Origin of the sequence: Georgenia ruanii, from assembly GCF_009193175.1 — a bacterium.
GTDB classification, from domain to species: Bacteria; Actinomycetota; Actinomycetes; order Actinomycetales; family Actinomycetaceae; genus Georgenia; species Georgenia ruanii.
The window spans coordinates 1-24,568 of the sequence record NZ_VUKE01000014.1 but is presented as its reverse complement, the minus strand read 5'-3'; the positions used below and the strand labels follow the sequence as shown (position 1 = coordinate 24,568).

Below are 24,568 nucleotides of genomic sequence, written 5' to 3'. Positions count from 1 at the left end.
CTGGGGCACAAAGTCCCGGGCCCGGCGGTTGACGTTCGCGGGCGGCTTGTACCTACCGTCCCTAACGCCGAACGTGACGGCCGGTGACACCGGCCGAGGGAGAGAGCTGTGATGCACATCGGAATGGTCGGGCTGGGCCGCATGGGCGGCAACATGGCCGAACGGCTGCGCGCCGCCGGCATCGAGGTCACCGGCTACGACGCCAACCCGCAGAACAGCGAGGTCGCCACGCTGGCCGACCTGGCCGCCGCCCTGCCGCAGCCCCGGCGGGTCGTGTGGGTCATGGTCCCCGCCGGCGCCCCCACCGCCGCGGTGCTCGACGAGCTCGGGCGGGTCCTGGACGAGGGCGACATCGTCATCGAGGGCGGAAACTCCCACTTCGAGGCCGATCAGACCAACGCCGCCAAGCTCGCCGAGCGCGGCATCGGCTACGTCGACGTCGGCGTCTCCGGCGGCGTGTGGGGCCGGGAGAACGGCTACGGTCTCATGGCGGGCGGCTCCGACGCCGACATCGAGACGCTCATGCCCGTCTTCGACGCGCTGCGCCCGGAGGGGCCGCGCGAGGAGGGCTTCGTCCACGTCGGACCGGTCGGCGCCGGCCACTACGCCAAGATGGTGCACAACGGCATCGAGTACGGCCTCATGCAGGCCTACGCCGAGGGCTACGAGCTCCTCGAGGCCCGCGACGACCTCGTCCCCGACGTGGGCGCCGTCTTCACCGCCTGGCAGCGCGGCACCGTCGTGCGCTCCTGGCTCCTCGACCTCATGGTCCGCGCGATCACGACCGACCCCGGCTTCGAGGAGATCAGCGACTGGGTCGACGACTCCGGCGAGGGCCGGTGGACCATCGAGGAGGCGATCAACAGCGCCGTGCCGTTGCCGGTGATCTCCGCCGCCCTCTTCGCCCGATTCTCCTCGCGTCAGCCCAGCTCGCCCGCCATGCGCGCCGTCGCCGCGCTGCGCCAGCAGTTCGGCGGCCACGCCACCAAGGCCGCCCAGCAGGCCTGACGGCACGGCCCGGCCCGCGGACGCCCGGCGTCCGCGGGCCGGGGCGCACCCGCGGCGTAGCCTGGCCTCGCGGCCGGGTAGCCGCACCCGCACACCGCGCAGGCGCGCGACAGTTCCGCGCGCGGGACAGAGCAAGGAGGGACCGGCCGGACATGTTCGTCTCCGACCTGGCCCTCAACGACTTCCGCTCCTACCGCGAGGTGGTCCTCGCCCTCGACCCCGGGGTCACCGCCTTCATCGGCCAGAACGGCCAGGGCAAGACGAACCTCGTCGAGGCCGTCGCCTACCTGTCCACCTTCTCCAGCCACCGGGTGGCCGCCGACGCCGCGCTGGTCCGCCAGGGCGCGCCGGGCGCCGTCGTGCGCGCCAAGGTGGTCCACGACGAGCGGCCCACCCTCGTGGAGCTGGAGATCGTGGCGGGCAAGGCCAACCGCGCCCGGCTCAACCGCGCCCCGGCCCGCACCCGCGACGTGCTCGGCGTCGTGCGCACCGTGCTGTTCGCGCCCGAGGACCTCGAGCTGGTCAAGGGCGACCCCGGGCACCGCCGCCGTTTCCTCGACGACCTGCTCGTGCTGCTCACCCCGCGGCTGGCCGGCACCCGCGCCGAGTACGACAAGGTGCTGCGCCAGCGCGGGGCGCTGCTGAAGTCCGCCGGCGCGGTCCGCCGCCGCGGCGGCCGCCCGGACCTGAGCACCCTCGACGTGTGGGACGGCCAGCTCGCGGCCGCCGGCGCCCAGATCATCGCCGCGCGCACCGCGCTCGTGCGCCGCCTGCGGCCCTTCGCCGCCCAGGCCTACGAGCAGGTCAGTGCCGGCCAGGGCGCCGCGCGGCTGGACTACCGCGCCAGCATCGACACCGTCGAGGGCGCCGCCGACATCACCGCCGCGGACCTGGCCGGACCCGGCGCGGAGACGGCCGCCGCGGCGCTCGAGGCCCGCGAGGCCGGCCTGCTCGACGTCCCGGCGCTGACCGGGCGGCTGCTCGCGGCGATGCAGCGGCTGCGCGAGAAGGAGCTCGACCGGGGCGTCTCGCTCGTGGGCCCGCACCGCGACGACCTCGTCCTCTCCCTCGGGACCCTGCCGGCCAAGGGCTACGCCAGCCACGGCGAGTCCTGGTCCTTCGCCCTCGCCCTGCGGCTGGCCTCCTACGAGGTGCTCCGCGACGACGACGGCTCCCCGTGGGGCACCGACGGCGAGCCGGTGCTCATCCTCGACGACGTCTTCGCCGAGCTCGACGCCCGCCGGCGCGAGCGGCTCGCGGCGATGGTGGCCGGCGCGCGGCAGGTGCTCATCACCGCCGCCGTGGAGGAGGATGTCCCCGCGGCGCTCGACGGTGCCCGCTTCACGGTCCATGCCGGGGAGGTCACGCGTGGCTGAGCAGCCCTCGCAGCACGGCCCGGATGGGGACGACCCGGAGGACGCCGACGTCGTCGCCCGGGTCGCCCTCGAGCGGGCCCGGGAGGCTGCCCGCGCGAAGGGCCAGCTGCGCACGAGCGCCCCTCGGCGGCGGCGGGCCGGCCGGCCCGGTCCCGAGGCGGCGCCGGAGACCGCGGAGGCGCCGGCGCCGGGGTCCTGGCGGCCCGGGCCCGGCCTGGGCGATGTCCTGAGCGGCCCCGGGCCGTCGCGGCGCGACCCCCAGCCGCTCGGCGGCATCGCCGCGCGGCTCGTCGCCCAGCACGGCTGGAGCCGGCCGGTGAGCGTGGGCGGCGTCGTCGGGCGCTGGCGCGAGGTGGTCGGCGACCAGCTCGCCGACCACTGCCAGGTGGAGACCTTCGACGAGGGCGAGCTCGTGGTCCGGGCCAGCTCCACCGCCTGGGCCACCCAGGTGCGCCTGCTGCTGCCCCAGCTCGAGCGCCGCCTGGCCGAGGAGGTCGGGGAGGGCACCGTCACCACGATCGTGGTGCTCGGCCCCGGCGGGCCCAGCTGGAAGCACGGGCGGCGCTCGGTGCCCGGGCGCGGCCCGCGCGACACCTACGGCTGACCCCCGCGCCCAGCCGGGGCGGCTGGGCCCCTGCGCGCACGACCGGGACGGGCGGGCGTGACCCCCTGCGGGGGTGGGCGCGACGTCTCACGCCATGGGATGGCCGAGAGCCACGGTGTCAAGCGCCACGCCTGTGGACATCGCTGTGGATATTCGCGGTTTTTGGCTTGGTCGCGCTAGAATTGACCGACCGCCCGAAGGGCCCCTGACGGCGCCCGACGGGATCGAGCGGTGGCCCCGCGCCCCGGCCTCACGGCCGGTCGGCGGACGGTGGTTGCCCCGCGAGAACGAGGAGAGCCTGCGACCGTGGCTGACCACAGTGCTGCTGATGCTGCCGTGAACGACATCGCTACCGACGTGCCACCGGCAGATGGCGCACCGGCCCCGCAGGCCCCCCACCATAACCCGGGCGCAGTGCCGACCAGCCAGGAGTACGGCGCCAGCAACATCACCGTGCTCGAGGGCCTCGAGGCGGTGCGCAAGCGGCCGGGCATGTACATCGGCTCCACCGGCGAGCGCGGCCTGCACCACCTCGTGTACGAGGTGGTCGACAACTCCGTCGACGAGGCCCTCGCCGGGTACTGCGACCACATCGAGGTGACGATCCTCCCCGACGGCGGCGTGCGCGTCGTCGACAACGGCCGCGGCATCCCGGTGGACATCGTCGAGTCCGAGGGCAAGCCGGCCGTCGAGGTCGTGCTCACCGTGCTGCACGCCGGCGGCAAGTTCGGCGGCGGCGGCTACGCCGTCTCCGGCGGCCTGCACGGCGTGGGCGTCTCGGTCGTCAACGCCCTCTCCCACCGCCTGCAGGTGGAGGTCCGGCGCGAGGGGTACGTCTGGCGGATGGGTTTCGTCGACGGCGTGCCCACCGGCGAGCTGGTGCGCGGCGAGGCGACCGAGGAGACCGGCACGTCGGTGACGTTCTGGGCCAACGGCGACATCTTCGAGACCACCGACTACAACTTCGAGACGCTGCGCACCCGCTTCCAGCAGATGGCCTTCCTCAACAAGGGCCTGCGCATCTCCCTGACCGACGAGCGCTCGGGCGTGACCGACGCCGGCGACGAGATCACCGGGGACGAGGCCGGCGCCGCCGACGACGCGCGCACCGGGCACCGCGAGGTCACCTACCTGTACGAGGGCGGCCTGCGCGACTACGTGCACTACCTCAACTCGACCAAGAAGGTCGACGTGGTGCACCCCGAGATCATCTACTTCGAGTCCGAGGACCACGACAAGCGGATCTCCGTGGAGATCGCCATGCAGTGGACCAGCGGCTACTCCGAGGCGGTCCACACCTACGCCAACACGATCAACACCACCGAGGGCGGCACCCACGAGGAGGGCTTCCGCTCGGCGCTGACCTCGCTCATCAACAAGTACGCGCGGGACAAGGGCATCCTCAAGGAGAAGGACGAGAACCTCACCGGCGACGACATCCGCGAGGGGCTGACCGCCGTCATCTCCGTCAAGCTCGGCGAGCCGCAGTTCGAGGGCCAGACCAAGACCAAGCTCGGCAACACCGAGGCCCGCACCTTCGTCCAGACCCAGCTCTACGGCAACCTCGGCGACTGGCTCGACGCCCACCCGAACGAGGCCAAGGACATCATCCGCAAGTCCCAGCAGGCGGCGGTGGCCCGCATGGCCGCCCGCAAGGCCCGCGAGGCCACCCGGCGCAAGGGGCTGCTGGAGTCCCTCTCCATGCCCGGCAAGCTCAAGGACTGCTCCAGCCGCGACGCCCGGGTGTCCGAGATCTTCATCGTCGAGGGCGACTCCGCCGGCGGCTCCGCGGTCCAGGGCCGCGACCCCGAGCGCCAGGCGATCCTGCCGCTGCGCGGGAAGATCCTCAACGTCGAGAAGGCGCGCCTGGACCGGGCCCTGGGCAACCAGGAGATCCAGGCCCTCATCACGGCCTTCGGCACCGGCATCGGCGAGGACTTCGACATCGCCAAGCTGCGCTACTACAAGATCATCCTCATGGCCGACGCCGACGTCGACGGCCAGCACATCTCGACCCTGCTGCTGACGCTGCTGTTCCGGTACATGCGGCCGCTGGTGGAGAACGGCCACGTCTACCTCGCCCAGCCGCCGCTGTACCGGCTGAAGTGGACCAACGCCCCGCACCAGTACGTCTACAGCGACAAGGAGAAGGAGGCCTTCCTCGCTGAGGGGGCCCGCGCCGGCAAGCGGCTGCCCAAGGGCAGCGCGTCCAGCGAGAGCGGCATCCAGCGCTACAAGGGCCTGGGCGAGATGAACGACCAGGAGCTGTGGGAGACCACGATGAACCCCGAGACCCGCACGCTGCGCCAGGTGACCATCGACGACGCCGCCGCCGCGGACGAGACGTTCTCGATCCTCATGGGCGAGGACGTCGAGTCCCGGCGCGGGTTCATCCAGCGCAACGCCCACGACGTCCGCTTCCTGGACATCTGACGCTCCCCGACACCGCTTCGAGGCCGGGCGTGCGCCCGGCGACGATGAGAGACGAGAAGGACTGACGTGACCCAGCCACCCGAGGACCAGGGCAACGACGGCACCACCGGCGTCACCGGCACGCCGGACGCCGAGGGCGAGGTGATCACCGCCCGCGACCACGTCGAGCAGGTCGACCTCCAGCTGGAGATGCAGCGCTCCTACCTGGACTACGCGATGAGCGTGATCGTCTCGCGCGCCCTGCCGGACGTGCGAGACGGCCTCAAGCCCGTGCACCGCCGCGTGCTGTACGGCATGTACGACGGGGGGTACCGCCCCGACGCGAGCTTCTCCAAGTGCTCGCGCGTGGTCGGGGAGGTCATGGGCCAGTACCACCCGCACGGCGACACCTCCATCTACGACGCCCTGGTGCGCCTGGTCCAGCCGTGGTCCATGCGCTACCCGCTGGTGACCGGGCAGGGCAACTTCGGCTCCCCGGGCAACCTCGGCGCCGCCGCGCCGCGGTACACCGAGTGCAAGATGGCCCCGCTGGCCCTGGAGATGGTCCGGGACATCGACGCCGAGACGGTCGACTTCCAGGACAACTACGACGGGCGCAACCAGGAGCCCACCGTCCTGCCGTCCCGGATCCCCAACCTGCTCATCAACGGCTCCGAGGGCATCGCCGTCGGCATGGCTACCCGCATCCCTCCGCACAACCTGCGCGAGGTGGCCGACGGCGTGCAGTGGTTCCTCGAGCACCCCGAGGCCACGAAGGAAGAGCTCCTCGGCGAGCTGATGCTGCGGGTCAAGGGCCCGGACTTCCCCACCGGCGCCACCATCCTGGGCCGCAAGGGCATCGAGGACATGTACCGCACCGGCCGCGGGTCCATCACCCAGCGCGCCGTGGTCGAGGTGCAGGAGATCCAGGGCCGGCAGTGCCTCGTCGTGTCCGAGCTGCCGTACCAGGTCAACCCCGACCGCCTCTCCGAGCGCATCGTCGAGGGCGTGCGCGACGGCCGCCTCACCGGCATCGCGGACATCCGCGACGAGTCCTCGGGCCGCAACGGCCAGCGGCTCGTCATCGTCCTCAAGCGCGACGCCGTGCCGAAGGTCGTGCTCAACAACCTCTACAAGCACACCCAGCTGCAGGACAACTTCCCGGCCAACATGCTGGCCCTGGTCGACGGCGTGCCCCGCACCCTCAGCCTCGACGGGTTCGTCCGGCACTGGGTCAACCACCAGGTCGACGTCATCGTCCGGCGCACCCGCTTCCGGCTGCGCAAGGCCGAGGAGCGCATCCACATCCTGCGCGGCCTGCTCAAGGCCCTGGACGCCCTGGACGAGGTCATCGCGCTGATCCGCCGCTCCCCCACGGTGGAGGAGGCCCGCCAGGGCCTCATGGCCATGCTCGAGATCGACGAGGTCCAGGCCGAGGCCATCCTCACCATGCAGCTGCGGCGCCTGGCGGCCCTGGAGCGGCAGAAGATCATCGACGAGCACGACAAGATCGAGACCGAGATCGCCGACTACAAGGCGATCCTGGCCGACCCGGCCCGCCAGCGCGCCATCGTGAGCGAGGAGCTCGACGCCATCGTCGCGAAGTACGGCGACGAGCGGCGCACCACGATCCTGCCCTTCGACGGAGAGATGTCCATCGAGGACCTCATCCCCGAGGAGCAGGTGGTCGTCACCATCACCCGCGGCGGGTACGCCAAGCGCACCCGGGTGGACAACTACAAGTCCCAGCGCCGCGGCGGCAAGGGCGTGCGCGGGGCGCAGCTGCGCGAGGACGACATCGTCGAGCACTTCGGCGTCACCAGCACCCACAACTGGCTGCTGTTCTTCACCAACCTCGGCCGCGTCTACCGGGCCAAGGGCTACGAGCTGCCCGAGGGCGGCCGGGACGCCAAGGGCCAGCACGTGGCGAACCTGCTGGCGTTCCAGCCCGGGGAGTCCATCGCTCAGGTGATCTCCCTGCGCGACTACGAGCAGGCCCAGTACCTCGTGCTGGCCACCCAGCGCGGGCTGGTGAAGAAGACCCGGCTGAGCGAGTACAACACCAACCGCTCCGGCGGCGTCATCGGCATCAACCTGCGCGAGGACGACGACGGCAACCCCGACCGCGTGGTCGCCGCCCGGCTGGTCAACCCCGAGGACGACCTGCTCCTCGTCTCCCGCAAGGGCCAGTCCATCCGCTTCACCGCCACCGACGAGGCGCTGCGGCCGATGGGCCGGGCGACCTCCGGGGTCACCGGCATGAAGTTCCGCGAGGACGACGAGTTGCTGGCCATGGACGTGCTGCGCGACTGGTACGACGACGACGCCGCCCTGTTCGTCGTCACCGAGGGCGGCTACGCCAAGCGGACCCTCGTGAGCGAGTACCGCATCCAGGGCCGCGGCGGGCTGGGCATCAAGGTCGCCAACCTGGTGGAGTCCCGCGGGGACCTCGTCGGTGCCCTGCTCACCGCCCCCGACGACGAGGTGCTCGTCATCATGGAGTCCGGCAAGGTCGTGCGCTCCGCCGTCGCCGAGGTCAACCTCACCGGGCGCAACACCCAGGGCGTCACCTTCGCCCGCCCCGACAAGGGCGACCGGATCATCGCCGTGGCCCGAAACGTCGAGAAGAAGGTCGAGGCCGAGGAACACCTCGTGTCCGGCGAGAGTGCCGCCACGCCCGAGGACACCACCGCGGAGGGCACCAGCCCCGAGGACGTCGTCGAGCCGACCATCGATGGCGCGGGGGCGGCGCCGGCGGGCCCGGACGCGGTAGCGTCGAGCCCTACCGAGGACGCGCCCGTCGCGGAGGACGGCCCTGACGGAGGAGCTGCATGAGCACGACCCCACACGGCACGGACGACCAGGACGCGAGCCGCGGTCAGGGCGGGTTCGCCGCCACCCTGCGCCGCAGCGTGGCCGACCGCCTGGGCGGCACGGAGCAGCCCGGCGCCCAGCCCGGCGCCGCCACCGCACAGATGCCCGCGACCGGCCCCCGCGAGGGGGAGTCCTCGGCGCGGACGGCCGCCGTCACCGGCCCCCGGCGGGTGCGGCTCTCGCTGTCGCGGGTCGACCCGTGGTCGACGATGAAGCTGGCGTTCCTGCTCTCGGTGGGCCTGGGCGTGATGATCGTCGTCGCCGCCGCGGTCGTGTGGTTCGTGCTCGACGCGATGCACGTCTTCGCCGACATCCAGGAGCTGCTCGTCTCCATCGGGTCGGACAACTTCCTGCGGCTGATGGACTACCTCCAGTTCGACCGGGTGATGTCCTTCGCGACCATCGTCGCGGTCATCGACGTCCTGCTGCTCACGGCGCTGGCGACGATCGGGGCGTTCCTCTACAACATCGTCGCCGCCCTGGTCGGCGGGCTGCACGTCACCCTCACCGACGACTGAGCGCGGACGTGAGACTGCTCACCCGGCGCCGTTCGGGTTTGGGACCGCACGGCCCTCTGGGATAGTCTGTCTCGGCGCCCACGGGGCGACGGCCCGCCGGTGAGGCGGGTCGGGGGCCTATAGCTCAGTCGGTTAGAGCGCTTCCCTGATAAGGAAGAGGTCGCTGGTTCGAGTCCAGCTAGGCCCACCAGCACCCCCCGGGCGTGGATCTCCAGGAGGACGATCGTGAAGAAGGCACTGCTGCTCGCCGCCGCGGGCGTCGCCGGCTACCTGGCATGGATCAAGATCCGGCAGGACCGCGAGGAGCGGGACCTGTGGGCGGAGGTCACCGACAGCTTCGGCGAGGAGCCGCCGCGCGCCTGAGGCGCACCTGGCGCCACGGCGCCCCGGGGGCCATGGCGCAATTGGTAGCGCACCTGCTTTGCAAGCAGGGGGTTACGGGTTCGAGTCCCGTTGGCTCCACCACGAGGGCCCCGACCGCACGGTCGGGGCCCTTTCCCGTCCCCGCTTCCGGCCGCGTGACGCCAGGCGGTGGTCCGCGCGGGGCGCCGGTCGAGTCCTGCGGTGGCCGTCGTCGAGGGCCCGGCGACGTGCGCCGACGACGGGGGCGAGTGACGAAAGTCCTGTCAACGACATGTGTCGATTGTTACGGTTTGGTCACACCCCACACCACGACGACGCACAAGTCGGAGGACCATGATGATCGCCGCAGCTCCGCTCGCCCGCCCCGCACCGGCTCCGGAGACCGAGGCCCTGCCCGGCCTCACCACCCTCGAGCAGGTTCTGGACGTGCTCCGGGGCTGTGGGGAGGCATACCTGCGCATCAGCCCCGGGCCCCGGACGGACCGGTACAGCGGCATGCGCGACGCCGACAGCGGCTGCCTGCTGCCGGGCCTGCCGGTCTGGGCGCTGCGCCCGGAGCCGTGGTGGCCGGCCGGCCCGCGGCTGTGGGTGGCGCGCCAGCTCGTCCGCCACGCGTACCTGCTCTCCGGCGGCAAGGGCCACTTGGCCTGGCTCCTCACCGGCGAGGAGGTCGGGCGCGGGCCCGAGGGCGAGCCGCTGGTCGGCAGCTTCCGGCCGGTCGCCACCGTCGCGCCGGCCGTCCTCGCCGAGGCCGAGGCCGCCTACGCGGCCTGGCCACTGCGCGACCTGCACTGAGGCCGGCGCGACCGGTACCAACGCCCGCCCGCCGCCGCCGCCGCCAAGGACGACACGAGGGCCCCCGACACGCGTCGGGGGCCCTGGTGTGATGCCGGGCGGTCGGCTGGTGGTGTCGGTCAGGCGCCGGGCGTGTCCCCCGCCTTGCCGGCGGCCTCGTCCGCCTTCGCCGCGGCGGTCTCCCCGGCGGCCTCGGCGCCGGCGGCGGCCTGCTCGCTGGCCTCCTTGGCCTTGTCGCCGCCCTTGCGCACGGTGTCGGCGGCCTTGTGGGCGGCCTCGGAGGCCTTCGCCCCGGCGGACGAGGCGGTGGAGGCCGCCTTCTCCTTGACCCCGCTCGCCGCGTGGGCGACCTTCTCGCCCATGCCGCCCGTGCCGGCCGCGCCGCCCTTCGTGGCGGCCGGCGAGGTGACGGTGGTGTCCTCCCAGTACTCCTCGGCCCACGGGTCGTCGACCGGCTGGCTCCGCCGCCACAGCAGGTACGCCGTCCCGGCGGCCGCGGTGCCCACGAGCACCCAGCCCACGGTCTTGGCCACCCCGCCGCGGCTCTTGGCCGGCGGCTCGGCCAGGGCCTTGAGGGCCGCCGTCTTGGCCTTGGTCGCCTTGACGGCCACGGCGTCGTGCCCGGCGGCCGCCTCGGCGGCCTCGTGCATCGCCTTCTCCACGCGCGGCAGGTAGTCGTCGACGATCTTCTCGTAGGCGGTGTCGACGGCGGGACGCACCTTCTCCGCGGCCGCCTCGATCTTCGGCGCGGTGACCTTGACGGTCTCGTGCCAGGCCTTCTCGGCGCGCGGCGTCGCCCAGGCGGCGGCGGCCTCCACGCGCGGGCTGGCCCACTCCTTACCCTGCTCGGCGAGGTGCAGGGCCTGCTTGCCGGCCTGGGTCGCCTGCTCGGCGAGCTGCACGGCCTGCTTGGCCGCCAGGCCCGTGCCCACGGCGCCGAGGGCGGTGGCAGCCTGCTTGCGTGCCTTGCGGGTCTTGACCTCGCTGGCCTTGCTCTTGCGCGACATCTGCTCTCCTCGCTCGTTTCGCCGGACATCTCGAATCGGGGCGCGGCCCGGTTGGCGGCGCCGCCACTCCTCCCCCATCTTGCACGGTTTCGCCAGCACGTGCGCGGGGTCTGACGCGGTGCCCCGCGCCCACGGGCCGTGCCCCGCGCCCGCGGCGCGTGCGAGGATCGGGGCATGGAAGCGACTCTGCACACCACCGCCGGCGACATCACCGTCGAGCTGTACCCCGACCACGCCCCCAAGACCGTCAAGAACTTCACCGAGCTGGCCACGGGCAAGCGGACCTGGACCGACCCCAGCACCGGCGAGGAGACCAGCCGGCCGCTGTACGACGGCGTGATCTTCCACCGCGTCATCCCCAACTTCATGATCCAGGGCGGTGACCCGCTGGGGACCGGCACCGGCGGCCCGGGGTACACCTTCGACGACGAGATCCACCCCGAGCTGAACTTCACCGAGCCGTACGTGCTTGCCATGGCCAACGCCGGCAAGCGCATGGGCAAGGGCACCAACGGCTCGCAGTTCTTCATCACCACGGCGCCGACCACGTGGCTGCAGGGCAAGCACACCATCTTCGGCAAGGTCACCGACCCCGCCTCGCGCGCCGTCGTCGACACGATCGGCGCGACCGCCACCGGGCGCAACGACCGGCCGGTGGAGGACATCACCATCACCTCGGTCACCGTCACCGAGTAGCGGCGGCCGCCCAGCACCATGAGCGAGCAGATCCCGGGGCAGGCCGGCACCGAGGTGCCGGTCTGCCCCCGCCACCCCGGCGTCGTGTCCTACGTGCGTTGCCAACGGTGCGGGCGCCCCGCCTGCGCCCAGTGCCAGCGCCCCGCGGCGGTGGGCATCCAGTGCGTCGACTGCGTGCGCGAGGCCCACGCCCGCACCCCGGCCGTGCGCACCGTCTTCGGCGGGCGGGTGACGCACGGGCGCCCGGTGGTCACCCTGACGATCATCGGCGTCTGCGTCGCGCTGTACCTGCTCGAGATGCTCGTCGGCGGGGGCCTGCGCTCTGCTCTCGCCTTCGCGCCGGCCGTCGGCGCCAGCGAGCCCTACCGGTTCGTCACGGCGGCGTTCCTGCACGCCGGCATCCTGCACCTGGCGCTGAACATGTACGCCCTGTGGATCGTCGGCAGCATCGTCGAGCCGGCCCTGGGCCGGTGGCGCTACGCCGCGCTCTACCTCATCTCCGCCATCGGGGGCTCGGTGGCGGTGCTCCTGCTCGCCAACCCCGCCGGCTTCGCGTGGGTGACGGCGGTCGTGGGCGCCTCCGGCGCCGTCTTCGGTCTCTTCTCGGCCACGTTCTTCGTGCTGCGCCGGCTCGGCCGGGACGCGACGCAGATCCTCGTCCTCATCGCGCTGAACTTCGCGCTGGGCTTCATCGTCAGCAACGTCTCCTGGCAGGCCCACCTGGGCGGGGCCGTGACCGGGGCCCTGCTCGCGCTGGGCTACGTGTACGCCCCGCGCGAGCGGCGCGCCATCGTCAGCGTCGCGACGACGGCGGTCGTCCTCGCGCTGCTCGTCGTCCTCGCCGCGGCCCGGTACGCCATGGTGTAGGGCCCCCACGCACCCACGAGCGGGACGTCAGGCACCCGGCCTGGCGTCCCGCTCGTGCGTGTGGCGCCCGACCCCGCCGTCGTGCGGCGGGCGGCGCCGGCGGGCGGCCGCGGTCGCCGAACTTACAGCCGTGTAGTTATCCCCAGCTGTGCACACAGATGTGGATGACGGAGGCGGCATCCTCCACAGGTATTCCCCCACCTGGGGAGGGGGCCGAAACCGGCGTCATCCCCAGGGTTGTGCACACCTGGGGATAATGACAGCCGTGTAGTTGTCCCCAGCGGTGTGCACACCTGGGGATTCACCGGTGGGATGGCTGTCCCCAGGTGGGGACGGCGCGGACGGGCGGCACGGTCGGGCCGCTCGGTGGGCCGCTCCCGCGGCGCACGGCGGTGGCAGGCAAGGCGCCGGCAGGGACGACGAAGGGCAGCCGAGCACCCCCGGTGCCTGGCTGCCCTTCGAGGCGGTGGCGTCAGCGCCAGCGCAGCGTCATGAAGAACCCCACGAGCATGACCCCGAAACCGATGGCCAGGTTCCAGTTGCCCAGGCCCGGCACCGGCAGGGTGCCCTGGGTGAGGTAGGTGAGGACGACGGCGACGAGGCCGAGCACCATGAGGACGACCATCGTGGGCGCCCACCAGCTCGGGCTCGGCTTCGCGACCGCGGGGCGGGCCTCCGGCCGCGCCTCGGTGGTCTTCTTGCGCTTCTTCGACTCGGGCATCGGATCTCCTCGCGGGTACGGCCCCGGAGGGGCACCACCTGTGTGCCGGACGACCGGCGCGCTCGTGTGGACGCGCCCGGCGGCGCGACCGCGTCCTAGCGTATCGTCGCCGCAGGAACGTCCGGTGAACTCGGGGCGCCGCGCGGCGGGAGGAGGACCATGAACGACGGTCCGCGACCGCCGGCGCCCCGAGAGCCGCGGCCCGAGCCGGAGCCGGACCCCCGCGGCGGGCCGACGCCGGCCCGCCGGTGGCGGTCGCGCCTGCGGCGGTCCTCGGTGGCCACCGGTGTCGTCGCGTTGCTCGCCGGCCTCCTGTTCGCCACCAACGCCCAGGTCTTCGCCGGGGACGCGGACCGTCACCCCGAGGACCTCGAGGGCCTCGCCCGCGCCGAGACCGCCCGGCTCGAGCGGCTCGAGCAGGAGAACGCCGAGCTGCGCGGCGAGGTCGCGTCCTACGTGCGCCGCGCGGCGCGTGACCCGGGGGGCGGCGCGGTCAACCAGCTGACGGCGCAGGCGGCGGGCCAGGGGGCGTTGGAGGGGCCGGGGCTGTCCGTGGAGCTGTGGGACGCCCCGCAGCAGACCGACGGGCTGGCGGCGAGCCTGCCGCCGGACGCCCTGGTCGTGCACCAGCAGGACGTCGAGGCCGTGATGAACGCCCTGTGGGCCGGCGGCGCGGAGGCCATGACCGTGCAGGGACACCGGGTGATGTCCACCACCGGCGTGCGCTGCGTGGGCAACGTGCTCCACATCGCCGGGCACACCTACTCCCCGCCCTACCGGATCGAGGCGATCGGCGACCCGGCGAAGCTGCGCAGCACGCTGCTGGACTCCCCCGACGTGCAGACCTACCTCGACTACGTCCAGGCCATCCGGCTGGGCTGGTCGGTGCGTGCGACGACGGTCGAGGCCCCTCCGTATGCCGGCCCCCTCACCCTGACCCACGCCCGGGTGCCCGCCGGCGCGGACCCGGCGGCATGACCGTGCGCGTGACGGCCCCGTTCCCCTTCTTCGTCCCGGAGGCGACTCAGTGACCCACATCCTCGTGGTCGACAACTACGACAGCTTCGTCTACACCATCGTCGGCTACCTCCAGCAGCTCGGCGCCACCACGACCGTGGCCCGCAACGACGCCGTCCCGGCGCTGGACGGCTTCGACGGCGTGCTGGTCTCCCCCGGCCCCGGCACCCCGAAGGAGGCCGGCGCCTCGCTCGAGGTCATCGAGGCATGCGCGGCGCGGGCGCTGCCCATGCTCGGCGTGTGCCTCGGCCACCAGGCCCTCGGCGAGGTCTTCGGCGGCGTCGTCAGCCACGCGCCCGAGCTCATGCACGGCAAGACCTCCCGGGTCGAGCACGACGGCGCAGGCGTCTTCGCGGGCCTGCCCCGCCCGTTCACCGCCACCCGGTACCACTCCCTCGCCGTCGTGCGGGACACCGTGCCGGACGAGCTCGCGATCACCGCGACCACGGCGAACGGCATCGTCATGGGGCTCCAGCACCGCACGCTGCCGCTGCACGGGGTGCAGTTCCACCCCGAGTCCGTGCTCACCGAGGGCGGGCACCGGCTGCTCGCGAACTGGCTGGCCGCCACCGGCGACGAGGGCGCGGTGGCCCGCTCGGCCGGCCTGGCCCCGCTGGTCCACCGCTGACGGGTTCGGCCCGCCCCCGTCGCGGGAGCGGGCCGAATCCGGTGGGCGACGGCGCCGGCGGGGTGGGTCGCACCGCGCCGGGCGGGGGTCAGCCGCCGAGCTGGCCGTCGAAGAAGTCCCGGGCGGGATTGCCGCTGGTGTTGCCGTCGGTGCCGCCGTCGGTGTTCTTGTCCGAGTTCCTGTCGGACTTCTTGTCGGTCGGCTTGCCGGTGTCCGACGGGGACGGTGAGGGCGAGGGCGCGTTCTGCGCCTCGGTGGCCACCTTCAGCGTGATGGTCTCGCCGCGGGCGACGACGCCGGCCGGGCGGGACTGCTCGAGCACCGTGCCGGCCGGGAAGTCGCCGGAGGGAACGGTCTCGATGCGCACGCCGAGGTCGAGCGACCGCAGGATGCCCGAGGCCTCCTCCTCCGTCTTGTTGGTGAGGTCGGGCAGGTCAGCGTTGGGGCTGGCGATGGTGAGCTTGACGGGCGTCCCGGGCGCCGCGGAGGACTTCGCGGCCGGGTCGGTGCTGATGACGTCGCCGATCTTGACCGAGGGGTCGTTGGCCTGGCTCACCGTGCCGACCGCCAGGCCGGCCGCCTTGAGCGCCGCCGCGGCCTGGTCCTGGGTCATGCCGGCGACGTTGGGCACGTCGACGGCGTTCGGCCCGGACGAGAACGCGAGGTTCACGGTGGAGTCGACCTTCACCTCGGTCCCCACCGCCGGGTCGGACTCGACGAACAACCCGGGCTGCACCGTGTCGGAGGGCACCGGGTCGACGATGTTCGCCTTCAGCCCGGCCTGGGTCAGCGCCGCGCGGGCGGCGCTCTGGTCCAGGCCGGCCATCTGGGGCACGGCCACGGTCTGCGGGGGCGGGGGCTCGTGGTTGGCCGGGTTGAGCAGCATGAAGGCGATGCCGGCGGCCGCCGCCACGGCGAGGACGGCGAGCAGCCAGACCCACCAGCGCGACTTGCGGCGCTCCTCCTCGGGCGGCCCGGGCGGGGCCGCGGCCGGGGACGGCGCCGCGGGCACGGGCGCGCCCAGGCGCCGGGTCGCCGTCGCCGCCTGCAGCGGGGTGGTCACCGCGGTCGCGCCCGCGGCGCCGGCCGCCCCCCACGCGGCGACGGTGGGGGCCTCCACGCGGCCGCCGTGCACCGCGGCGAGCAGGTCCGTGCGCATGTGGGCGGCGTCGGCGTAGCGGTCGTCGCGGTCCTTGGCCAGCGCCTTGAGCACCACCCGGTCGAGGGACTCGGGCACGTCCGGCGTGATGGCCGACGGCGGCTTGGGCATCTCCCGCACGTGCTGGTAGGCCACCGCCACGGCGGAGTCGCCCTGGAAGGGTGGCTGGCCGGTGAGCAGCTCGTAGAGCAGGCAGCCGGTGGAGTACAGGTCCGAGCGAGCGTCGACGACCTCCCCGCGGGCCTGCTCCGGGGAGAGGTACTGCGCGGTCCCGACGACGGCGTGCGTCTGCGTCATCGTGGCCGCGGAGTCGGTCATGGCCCGGGCGATGCCGAAGTCCATGACCTTCACCGCCCCGGTGGGGGTGAGCATGATGTTCCCGGGCTTGATGTCGCGGTGGACGATGCCCTCGTGGTGGGAGTACTCCAGGGCGTTGAGGACCCCGACGACGATGTCGACCGCCTCGTCGATCGGCACCGGGTCGCCGCCGGCCAGCAGCGCGCGCACGGTGTGGCCCTCGACGTACTCCATGACGATGTAGGGCACCGTGGTGGACTGACCGCCCGGGCCCGGCACCGTCTCCTCGCCGCTGTCGTACACGGCGACGATGGAGGGGTGGTTGAGCGCCGCCGCCGACTGCGCCTCCCGGCGGAACCGGGCCTGGAACGTGGGGTCCTTGGCCAGGTCGGAGCGCAGCACCTTGATCGCCACGGTGCGCGAGAGCCGGTTGTCATAACCGATGTGGACCTCGGCCATGCCACCACGGCCGATCAGCTCGCCCACCTCGTACCGGCCGGCAAGAACGCGTGGGATCTCGTCCACCACTAGTCGTCCTTCACTGTTGTCGAGGAATAGGAACCCGCCGGCGCACGGCCCGCGGAGGAGCTGTCGGCGGCCCCCAGACTACCGAGGGCCACCCCCACCAAGATCACGAGGACCACGAGCACGATCGTCATCGTGCCGACCCAGACACGGTCGGCGGCCAGCTCGGCCCAGCGGGGCAGGCGCCAGCCGCGTACTCGCGGCACCGGGCGGCGTCCGGCCGCGACGGCGGGGAGGGCCGCGCCGACGGGCCCAGCGGGGCGGCGGGAGGGCTGCCCGGCGGCGCGCCGGGCCGCGCGGGTCGGCGCGGCCACGGGCCCGGGGGCGGCCGGGGACACCGTGTGCGCCACCGCGCGAGCGGGCGCCGGGACGACCGGACGCGCGGCGGGCGGGAGCACCCGCGCGGGCGCCGGCGAGAGCGGGCGGACCGGGGAGACCGGCGGCACGGCGGCCGCCGGGGCGGGGACCGCCGCCTGGGCGCCCGCGCGGCGCCGGGCCGCCACGGGGGCGAACGCCGGAGGCATGGCGGTCGGCGCCGGGACGACGGGCGCCGGCACGGCCGGCGCCGGCGTGATCGGCTCGGGCGTGGAGCCCCGGCGCGCCGCGGGTGCCGGCCCGGGCCCGACCCCCGGCGCCGGAGCCGGGGCGGCGGGGGTCGCCGTCGGGTCGTCGAGGACGTGCCGGGCGCGGGGCTGGGCGCGCAAGGCCCGGCGGCTGACCGGCGCCAGCCCGGTGCGGGCCTCCTCGAGCTCGGTCGCGCAGGCCCGGGCGGAGGCGGGGCGCGCGGCCGGGTCCTTGGCGAGCATCCGCTCGACCACGGCGCGCACCGGCGCCGGCACCGAGGCGGGCAGCGCCGGCAGCGGGGTGTTGACGTGGGCGAAGGCGATGTCCACCTGCGTGGCGCCGGTGTAGGGCCGATGTCCCACCAGGCACTCGTAGGCGACCACGCCGAGGGCGTAGACGTCCCCGGCCGCGGTGGCCGCCTTGCCCATCGCCTGCTCCGGCGGCAGGTACTGGGCGGTGCCCATGACCATCCCGGCGGCCGTCATCGGCGCCTGGTTGGCGCCCAGGGAGATGCCGAAGTCGGTGAGCTTGACCTGGCCCTGCGGGGTGATGATGAGGTTGGCGGGCTTGACGTCACGGTGCACCACCCCGGAGGTGTGCACCGCGTGCAGGCCGTGGCAGGCCTGGATCAGGATCGGCAGCAGCTCGGCCGGTGCGATGGTGGCCTCACGCTCGAGCCGGTCCGCCAGGGTCTCGCCGGGCACGAGCTCCATGACGAGGTAGCCGGACCCCTCCTGCTCGCCGTGGTCGAGCAGCGCCGCGAGGTTCGGGTGGCGCAGGCCCGCGGAGTTGCGTGCCTCGGTGCGCAGCCGGTTGAGGAAGAGGTCGTTGCCGACGAGCTCCGCGCGCAGCACCTTCGCGGCGACCGTGGCGCCGAGCCGGCGGTCGCGCGCCTGCCACACCTCGCCCATCCCCCCGACGGCGATGCGCTCGGTGAGCTCGTACCGCCCGCCGAGGACGAGACCGGAACGTGGCCTCACCGTGACCCGCTCACTTGCCCAGCACCGCCGCCATGACGTCGCGGGCGATCGGCGCGGCCGTGGTGCCGCCGGAGGCACCCTCGCCCTCGTGCCCGCCGTTCTCCACGACGACGGCCACGGCGACCCGCTTGTCCCCCTCCCCGGCGAAGCCGACGAACCACGCGTGCGGGGCGATGCCCTTGGCGATCTCGGCCGTGCCGGTCTTGCCCGCCACCGTGACCCCGGGGATCTGCGCGTGCTTGCCGGTGCCCGAGCGCACGACCTCCTGCATCATCTGGGTGAGCTGGTCGGCGGTGCTGGCGGAGATCGGCCGGCGCAGCTCCTTGGGCTTGGTGGTGGAGACGACCTCGAGGTCGGCGGTGAGCTCGCGGGCCACCAGGTACGGCTGCATCTGCACCCCGCCGTTGGCGATGGCCGCGCCCACCATCGCCATCTGCATGGGGGTCACGCGCACGCTCGCCTGCCCGATGGACGCCATGGCCAGCTCGGCCTGGCTCTGGGTCTCCGGGAAGCGCGAGGCGGTGACCTTCAGCGGCACCTGGAGGGGCTCGCCGAAGCCGTACGCCTCGGCCTGCTTGCGCATCGCCTCGTCGCCCAGCTCCATGCCGGCGGTGGAGAAGGGGGTGTTGCAGGACTGCTTGAGCGCCTGGGTGAACGTCACCTCCCCGGAGCCGTCCCCGCAGGGCAGGTTGCCGGGGTTGTTGAGGATCTGCGTCGACTGCGGCAGCTGCATCTCGGTGGGCGCGGGGACCATGGAGTCCACCGAGTACTTGCCGCTCTCGAGCATGGCCGAGGCGGTGATGAGCTTGAAGCTCGAGCCCGGCGCGTACTGGTCGCCCGCGATCGCGCGGTTGACCAGCGGCTTGCCCTCGTCGGCCTGCAGCGCGTCGAGCGCCGCCTGGGCGTCCTTGCGGGAGTGGGTGGCCAGGGCGTTGGGGTCGTAGCTCGGCGAGGAGACCATGGCCAGGATCGCGCCGGTGTCCGGGTCCAGGGCGACGACGGCGCCGCGCTGGTCGCCCAGGCCCTTCGTCGCGGCCAGCTGCGCGGCCGGGTCGAGGGTGAGCTCGACCGCCCCGCCCTGGGGCTGGTTGCCGGTGAAGAGGGTCTGGATGCGCTGGAGCAGCAGCGAGCTGGACGTGCCGTTGAGGACGTCGTTCGCGCTCCGCTCCAGGCCGGTCATGTTGTTGAACGCCGTGGAGAAGTAGCCCGTGGAATGGGCGTACAGCGGACCGTAGGCGTAGGAGCGCTGGTAGCCGTAGACGTCGTCGACCGGCGCCGACGACGCGATGGCCTCCCCGGCCACCACGATCGGGCCCCGGTCCCGCCCGAACTCGCGGTAGACGGTGCGCACGTTGCGGCCGTCGTTGTTGAGCTTCGAGGCCTGGAAGAACTGCACGGACGTGGCGCTGACCATCAGCGCGAGGAACATCACCGCGACCACGGTCGCCAGGTGGCGGACCTGCTTGTTCACGGGAGCCTCACCACCTCGGTGGCCTGGCCGTCCTCGGGGCCGGCGGGCCGGCTCTCGCCGGGCACGACCGGCTGGACGGCGTCGCCTTCGGCGGGCGGCGGCGGTCCCGCCGGGGTGGGCGCGGGGCGGCGGGCGGCGTCGGAGATGCGCAGCAGCAGCGCGAGGATGATCCAGTTCGACACGAGCGAGGACCCGCCCAGGGCGAGGAACGGCATGGTCAGGCCGGTGAGCGGGATGAGCCGGGTGACGCCACCGACCACGACGAAGCACTGGAACGCGATGACGAAGGCCAGCCCGGAAGCGAGCAGCTTGCCGAAGCCGTCGCGCACCCCGATGGCGGCGCGCATGCCGCGCTCGGCGAGGACGAGGTAGAGCCCGAGCAGCGCCAGCAGGCCGGTGAGACCGAGCTCCTCGCCGAGGGAGGCGACGATGAAGTCGGAGTTGGCGTATGGCACGAGCTGTGGCTGCCCGGCGCCCCAGCCGGTGCCCATGAGACCGCCCGAGGCGAGGCCGAACAGGCCCTGCACGAGCTGGCCGGACCCGCCGGGGTTGCGGTCGTAGACCGCCGGGTCCAGGGCGTGGAGCCACACGTCGAACCGGGCCCCGACGTGCGGGAAGAGCGAGGCCGCCAGCATCGCGCCGCCGGCGAAGAGGACCAACCCGATGAGGATCCAGCTCAGCCGCTCGGTGGCGACGTAGAGCATCGCCACGAACAGCCCGAAGAACAGCAGCGAGGTGCCCAGGTCGCGCTCGAGGACGAGGACGGCGAGCGAGACCGCCCAGGCGGCGAGGATGGGCCCGAGGTACCGCGCGCGCGGCAGCTGCAGGCCGAGGACCTTCCGTCCGGTCAGGGCGAGGTTGTCCCGGTTGGTCACGAGATAGCCGGCGAAGAAGACGGCCAGGACGATCTTGGCCAGCTCGGCGGGCTGGAAGGACAGCGGGCCCAGCCCGATCCAGATGCGGGCGCCGTTGATGCTGCGGCCCAGCACCGGCAGAACCGGCAGCACGAGCAGGACGAGGCCGACCACCATGGCGGTGTAGGTGTAGCGGCGCAGCACCCGGTGGTCGCGCAGGAACCACAGGACGGCGACGGCGCAGGCCAGGCCCACCAGGGTCCAGAGCATCTGCCGGTCGGCGTTGGGCGCCCCGGGCAGGTCCTTGGCGACGTCGATGCGGTAGATCATCGTCAGGCCCACGCCGTTGAGCGCGACGACCACGGGCAGCATCACCGGGTCGGCGTACGGGGCGCGCCAGCGGATGAGCAGGTGCGCGACGACAGCGACGAGGATCATCACCCCGGCCAGCGCGCCGAGGTTGGTCGGTACCTCCCCGGTGGCCGTCAGGCCCACCTGGGCGTACGAGAACAGCGTGAGCAGCAGGGCGAAGGCCAGGAGGACCAGCTCCGCGCCGCGGCCCGTGCGCGCCCGCTGCTCGCTCACGATGGCCATCAGGCGCCCCCGGTGGCCGGGGCCGGCGCACCCGGCGACGCGGTGGCGGGCGTCGGGGCGGCGCCGTCCGGGGCGGGGGCGGCGCCCTCCGGCGCCGGCGACGGGACGGCCGGCTCCTTGCGGATGGACCCGCGCAGGTTGTCCACCACGGCCTGGGCGTCCGCCAGCGAGGCGCGCGTGATCGGCTCCTCCAGGCGGGCCTGGGCCACCGGGGTGAGGTCGTCGATGCGCAGGTCGGTGCGCTCGTGCAGCCGCGCCAGGCTCAGCGGGCCGAGCTCCTGGGGGATGCCGCGGTAGATGGCGACGCTGTCGCCGTCGGGCGCGACGAAGTACTGGGTCTGGGTCCACCGGTACCCGGCCCAGGCGGCGGCAGCCAGCGCCAGGACGACGAGCACCGCGGCGACGGCGCGGCCCACCCAGCGCCGGCCCCGGGAGGGCTCCTCCGCCTCCTCGCGCGCCGGCTCCTCCGGCGTGGCGGCACGCACCAGCGCGGCCGCGCGGGCGGCCGGCCCGTCGCCGCCCCGCGTCGCCCGCTGGCGGTCGTGGGCGGCGGCACCCACGACGTGCGGGGTGGTGTCGGGCGCGCGGCCCGCACCGGTCTCGACGACGTCGGCGATGACGCAGGTGACGTTGTCCGGGCCGCCGCCGCGCAGCGCGAGCGTGATGAGCTCCTCCGCGCAGGCGCCGGGGTCGTCGATCTGCTTCAGGGTGTCGGCGATGGTGTCGTGAGAGACGACGCCGAAGAGGCCGTCGGAGGCGAGCAGCCAGCGGTCGCCCGGGACCGCCTCGCGCAAGGACTCGTCGAGCTGGACCTCGCCGTCGTTGTCGCCCAGGGCCCGGAGGATGACGTTGCGCTGCGGGTGCCGCTCGGCCTGCTCAGGGGTCAGCCGCCCGGTGCTCACGAGGAACTGGACGAAGGTGTGGTCCTCGGTCACCTGGGTGAGCACCCCGTCGCGCAGCAGGTAGGCGCGCGAGTCGCCGATGTGCACCATGGCGAGCTTGTTGCCCGAGCGCAGCACGGCGATGCAGGTGGTGCCCAGGCCGGCGAGGTCGGCGTCGGCCTCGGAGCGGGCGACGAGCTCGGCGTGCGCGTCGGCGACGGCGCCGCGCAGCAGGTCCAGCAGGTCGTCGGCGCCGTGGGCGTCGTCGAGGGCGGCGAGGTGCGCCACGGCGACGGAGGAGGCGATGTCGCCGCCCGCGGGCCCGCCCATCCCGTCGGCGAGGACGAGCAGGTGCGGGCCGGCATAGCCCGAGTCCTGGTTGGCGGAGCGGACCAGGCCCACGTCCGAGCGGGCGGCGAAGCGCAGCTGGATGCTCATGCGGTCACCGGCGCAGCTCGATGCGGGTCTGGCCGATGCGCACCGGGGTACCGGGCGGCACCGGGACGGGCTGGCTGATCCGCTCGCCACCGACCACCGTGCCGTTGGTGGAGCCGAGGTCCTCGATCCACCACGTGCCGTCCTTGGGGAAGAAGCGCGCGTGCCGGCTGGAGGAGTAGTCGTCGTCGAGGACGAGGGAACAGCTCGGGGCCCGGCCCACGACGATGGAGGAGGGCCCCAGCGGGATGGTGGTGCCGGACAGCGGGCCCTCGGTCACGACCAGGCGGGTGGGAGTCCCGCGGGCGGGCGCGGCGGCGGCGCCGTTGGCGGGCCGGCGGTTGCGGGGCGCGCGGGCGGGCCGGCCCGGGCCGCGCGGGGTGACGCGGGTGCCGAAGATGTCGCGGCGCAGCACCGCCAGGGCGGCGAGGACGAAGCCCCACAGCAGCACGAGATAGCCCACGCGCAGCAGGGTCAGGACGAGCTCGCTCATTCGGGGTCGGTCACCTGCCGCCGTGGCTCGTGTCGTCATCCTCCGCGCCGGTCCAGAACATGATCCGGGTGCGGCCGATGGTGATCGTGTTGCCGTCCACGAGCGTGGCGGCGTCGATCCGGTGCCCCTCGACATAGGTGCCGTTGGTGGAGCCGAGGTCGGTGGCGATGATCCCCCCGGGCGTCACGCGGATCTCGAGGTGGCGGCGGGAGACGCCGGAGTCGTCGACGACGATGTCCGCCTCGCTGCCGCGGCCGATGACGGTGACCGGGCCGGTGAGGAGGTAGCGCTGGCCGTCGATGTCGACGATGGGGTGGCGCGGCGAGGCGACGGCGGCCGTGGCGGGGGCGACCGCGCCGCGCCGGCTGGCCGAGTGGACGGCGAACCGACCGGTGGTGAGGGACTCGTCCTCCTCGAAGGCGACCTCGACCGGGCCGACGAAGGAGTAGCGCTGCGAGCCGGCGTAGTCGGTGGCCGCGCCGACCATCTCGTCGGCCAGGGCGTCGGCGCCCCACTGCTCGATCTGGTCGAGGTCGGTGGGGGAGAGCTGCACGGTGAACTGGTTGGGCACGACGGTGCGGCCGCGGGAGACCGCGGCGGCGCGGTCGTCCATCTCGCGCCGGATGGCCGAGGCGATCTCCACGGGCTTGACCTCGCTGCGGAACGCCTTGGAGAACGCCGCGCTGACGATGTGCTCGACGCCCTTCTCGAACCGGTCCAGGACTCCCATCGCGCACCTCCCTCCGCCTGCCGCGCGTCGTCGACCCCGAGGACGGGGCGTGCCGGGCGGGTGCCCGGGCTGCCAACTCTCGGACGCCCAGGGCGTCCGTGCCGCGCGCGCCGGCGGCCGGCGCGCGGTATCGGCTTGACGATCGTAACCAGCGGGGCGTGCAAAACGCGCATCCACGGCCCGGCGCGGTGCGCATTGATCCGCGGGATCCAAGGGGAACGTCCCTGGTCAGCGGGCCGCCGGGGAGCTGTGCCGGGGGTGCGCGGGGTCACGAAAACCAGATCCCGGAGACCGCCTCGGACGCTGGGTCCGTCCCGCCGCTGCGGGCCCGGCGGCCGACGGCGGCGTGGTCAGGATCACGCTCCGGCGGGTCCGGAACGGTTCGGGTGGGGCTGCGGTCGCGTGCTAGTCTTGCCAGCGCTGATCAAGCATGCGCGAGTGGCGGAATAGGCAGACGCGCACGGTTCAGGTCCGTGTGCCCGAGAGGGCGTGGGGGTTCAACTCCCCCCTCGCGCACCGCAGGAAGACGGCCCCTGTCCTGGGACTTCGGTTCCAGGACAGGGGCCGTTTTCTGGCTCTTCGCAGTTGAGGGTGTAGCGGGGGTGGGCGCGTCGTTGGCCGGATAGAGGTCGAGGTCTTCCGAAGATGGAGGTTCCTACGCCAGCCATCTGAAAGACCTCGACGTGCCCGACGCTACCT

Annotated in this window: 21 protein-coding genes and 3 tRNA genes; 15 read left to right on the top strand and 9 right to left on the bottom strand. The window is 73.5% G+C overall.

Features of this window, described 5'->3' with window-relative positions; all coding sequences use genetic code 11:
• Positions 1 to 111 precede the first annotated feature (111 nt).
• The 10 genes from gnd to GD880_RS13855 all read left to right on the top strand — a co-directional run bounded on the left by gnd (position 112) and on the right by GD880_RS13855 (position 9,950).
• Positions 112 to 1,008: a phosphogluconate dehydrogenase (NAD(+)-dependent, decarboxylating) gene (gnd, locus tag GD880_RS13895; RefSeq protein ID WP_152232294.1), complete on the top strand. Its 897-nt coding sequence runs from the start codon at positions 112 to 114 to the stop codon at positions 1,006 to 1,008.
• 152 nt (positions 1,009 to 1,160) lie between these two features.
• Positions 1,161 to 2,384: a DNA replication/repair protein RecF gene (gene recF / locus GD880_RS13890; protein ID WP_152232215.1), complete on the top strand. Its 1,224-nt coding sequence runs from the start codon at positions 1,161 to 1,163 to the stop codon at positions 2,382 to 2,384.
• On the top strand, positions 2,377 to 2,988 hold the full coding sequence (locus tag GD880_RS13885) for a DUF721 domain-containing protein (protein ID WP_226909667.1): 612 nt from the start codon (positions 2,377 to 2,379) through the stop codon (positions 2,986 to 2,988). Before recF ends, GD880_RS13885 begins: the two co-directional genes overlap by 8 nt.
• A 336-nt stretch (positions 2,989 to 3,324) precedes the next feature.
• A complete protein-coding gene (gene gyrB, locus GD880_RS13880) occupies positions 3,325 to 5,421 on the top strand; it encodes a DNA topoisomerase (ATP-hydrolyzing) subunit B (protein ID WP_452176747.1) in 2,097 nt (698 codons plus the stop codon).
• A 66-nt stretch (positions 5,422 to 5,487) separates the two neighbouring features.
• The gene (gyrA, locus tag GD880_RS13875; RefSeq protein WP_226909665.1) at positions 5,488 to 8,235 is read left to right on the top strand and encodes a DNA gyrase subunit A; all 2,748 of its coding nucleotides are present in this window, start codon (positions 5,488 to 5,490) and stop codon (positions 8,233 to 8,235) included.
• A 140-nt stretch (positions 8,236 to 8,375) separates the two neighbouring features.
• Positions 8,376 to 8,792, top strand: coding sequence for a DUF3566 domain-containing protein (locus GD880_RS13870; protein WP_452176748.1), 417 nt, complete (start codon positions 8,376 to 8,378; stop codon positions 8,790 to 8,792).
• Between the two features lie 113 nt (positions 8,793 to 8,905).
• Positions 8,906 to 8,982, top strand: a tRNA-Ile gene (locus GD880_RS13865).
• A gap of 35 nt (positions 8,983 to 9,017) precedes the next feature.
• A complete protein-coding gene (locus tag GD880_RS20405; RefSeq protein ID WP_170297320.1) occupies positions 9,018 to 9,155 on the top strand; it encodes a DLW-39 family protein in 138 nt (45 codons plus the stop codon).
• A gap of 26 nt (positions 9,156 to 9,181) precedes the next feature.
• Positions 9,182 to 9,257, top strand: a tRNA-Ala gene (locus tag GD880_RS13860).
• Between the two features lie 234 nt (positions 9,258 to 9,491).
• Positions 9,492 to 9,950 (top strand): DUF6098 family protein, encoded by a 459-nt coding sequence (locus GD880_RS13855; RefSeq protein ID WP_152232211.1) that lies wholly within the window; start codon positions 9,492 to 9,494, stop codon positions 9,948 to 9,950.
• 119 nt (positions 9,951 to 10,069) lie between these two features.
• Here the strand turns inward: GD880_RS13855 and GD880_RS13850 are convergent, their stop codons facing one another.
• Complete coding sequence (locus GD880_RS13850) at positions 10,070 to 10,957, bottom strand: hypothetical protein (protein WP_152232210.1); 888 nt, start codon at positions 10,955 to 10,957, stop codon at positions 10,070 to 10,072.
• A gap of 174 nt (positions 10,958 to 11,131) precedes the next feature.
• Here GD880_RS13850 and GD880_RS13845 point away from each other — a divergent pair, with 174 nt between their 5' ends.
• Entirely contained in the window at positions 11,132 to 11,653 is a 522-nt protein-coding gene (locus tag GD880_RS13845) for a peptidylprolyl isomerase (RefSeq protein WP_152232209.1), read from the top strand.
• A gap of 18 nt (positions 11,654 to 11,671) precedes the next feature.
• Entirely contained in the window at positions 11,672 to 12,520 is an 849-nt protein-coding gene (locus GD880_RS13840) for a rhomboid family intramembrane serine protease (RefSeq protein WP_152232208.1), read from the top strand.
• Positions 12,521 to 12,992: 472 nt separating this feature from the next.
• Here the strand turns inward: GD880_RS13840 and GD880_RS13835 are convergent, their stop codons facing one another.
• The gene (locus GD880_RS13835) at positions 12,993 to 13,241 is read right to left on the bottom strand and encodes a cell division protein CrgA (RefSeq protein ID WP_152232207.1); all 249 of its coding nucleotides are present in this window, start codon (positions 13,239 to 13,241) and stop codon (positions 12,993 to 12,995) included.
• A 159-nt stretch (positions 13,242 to 13,400) separates the two neighbouring features.
• Between GD880_RS13835 and GD880_RS13830 the strand changes: the two genes are divergently transcribed.
• Positions 13,401 to 14,219 (top strand): DUF881 domain-containing protein, encoded by an 819-nt coding sequence (locus tag GD880_RS13830; protein ID WP_152232206.1) that lies wholly within the window; start codon positions 13,401 to 13,403, stop codon positions 14,217 to 14,219.
• 49 nt (positions 14,220 to 14,268) lie between these two features.
• Entirely contained in the window at positions 14,269 to 14,886 is a 618-nt protein-coding gene (locus GD880_RS13825) for an aminodeoxychorismate/anthranilate synthase component II (protein WP_152232205.1), read from the top strand.
• A gap of 88 nt (positions 14,887 to 14,974) precedes the next feature.
• On the opposite strand, the gene pknB is transcribed toward GD880_RS13825, so the two are convergent.
• Genes pknB through GD880_RS13790 form a run of 7 tightly spaced genes read right to left on the bottom strand, consistent with a single transcriptional unit; the run spans position 14,975 to position 23,869 of the window.
• A complete protein-coding gene (gene pknB / locus GD880_RS13820) occupies positions 14,975 to 16,870 on the bottom strand; it encodes a Stk1 family PASTA domain-containing Ser/Thr kinase (protein WP_405002756.1) in 1,896 nt (631 codons plus the stop codon).
• Entirely contained in the window at positions 16,870 to 18,411 is a 1,542-nt protein-coding gene (locus GD880_RS20400) for a serine/threonine-protein kinase (RefSeq protein WP_193314513.1), read from the bottom strand. The genes pknB and GD880_RS20400 overlap by 1 nt, the downstream gene beginning before the upstream one ends.
• A 10-nt stretch (positions 18,412 to 18,421) precedes the next feature.
• Complete coding sequence (locus GD880_RS13810) at positions 18,422 to 19,882, bottom strand: peptidoglycan D,D-transpeptidase FtsI family protein (protein WP_152232203.1); 1,461 nt, start codon at positions 19,880 to 19,882, stop codon at positions 18,422 to 18,424.
• Positions 19,879 to 21,330 carry an FtsW/RodA/SpoVE family cell cycle protein gene (locus tag GD880_RS13805; protein WP_152232202.1) on the bottom strand — a complete coding sequence of 484 codons (1,452 nt, stop codon included), beginning with the start codon at positions 21,328 to 21,330 and terminating at the stop codon, positions 19,879 to 19,881. Before GD880_RS13805 ends, GD880_RS13810 begins: the two co-directional genes overlap by 4 nt.
• On the bottom strand, positions 21,330 to 22,649 hold the full coding sequence (locus GD880_RS13800) for a PP2C family protein-serine/threonine phosphatase (RefSeq protein WP_152232201.1): 1,320 nt from the start codon (positions 22,647 to 22,649) through the stop codon (positions 21,330 to 21,332). Before GD880_RS13800 ends, GD880_RS13805 begins: the two co-directional genes overlap by 1 nt.
• 4 nt (positions 22,650 to 22,653) lie before the next feature.
• The gene (locus tag GD880_RS13795) at positions 22,654 to 23,139 is read right to left on the bottom strand and encodes an FHA domain-containing protein FhaB/FipA (protein WP_152232200.1); all 486 of its coding nucleotides are present in this window, start codon (positions 23,137 to 23,139) and stop codon (positions 22,654 to 22,656) included.
• A gap of 10 nt (positions 23,140 to 23,149) precedes the next feature.
• A complete protein-coding gene (locus tag GD880_RS13790) occupies positions 23,150 to 23,869 on the bottom strand; it encodes an FhaA domain-containing protein (protein WP_152232199.1) in 720 nt (239 codons plus the stop codon).
• A gap of 432 nt (positions 23,870 to 24,301) precedes the next feature.
• Here GD880_RS13790 and GD880_RS13785 point away from each other — a divergent pair.
• A tRNA-Leu gene (locus GD880_RS13785) sits at positions 24,302 to 24,385 on the top strand.
• The last annotated feature ends 183 nt before the right edge of the window (positions 24,386 to 24,568 follow it).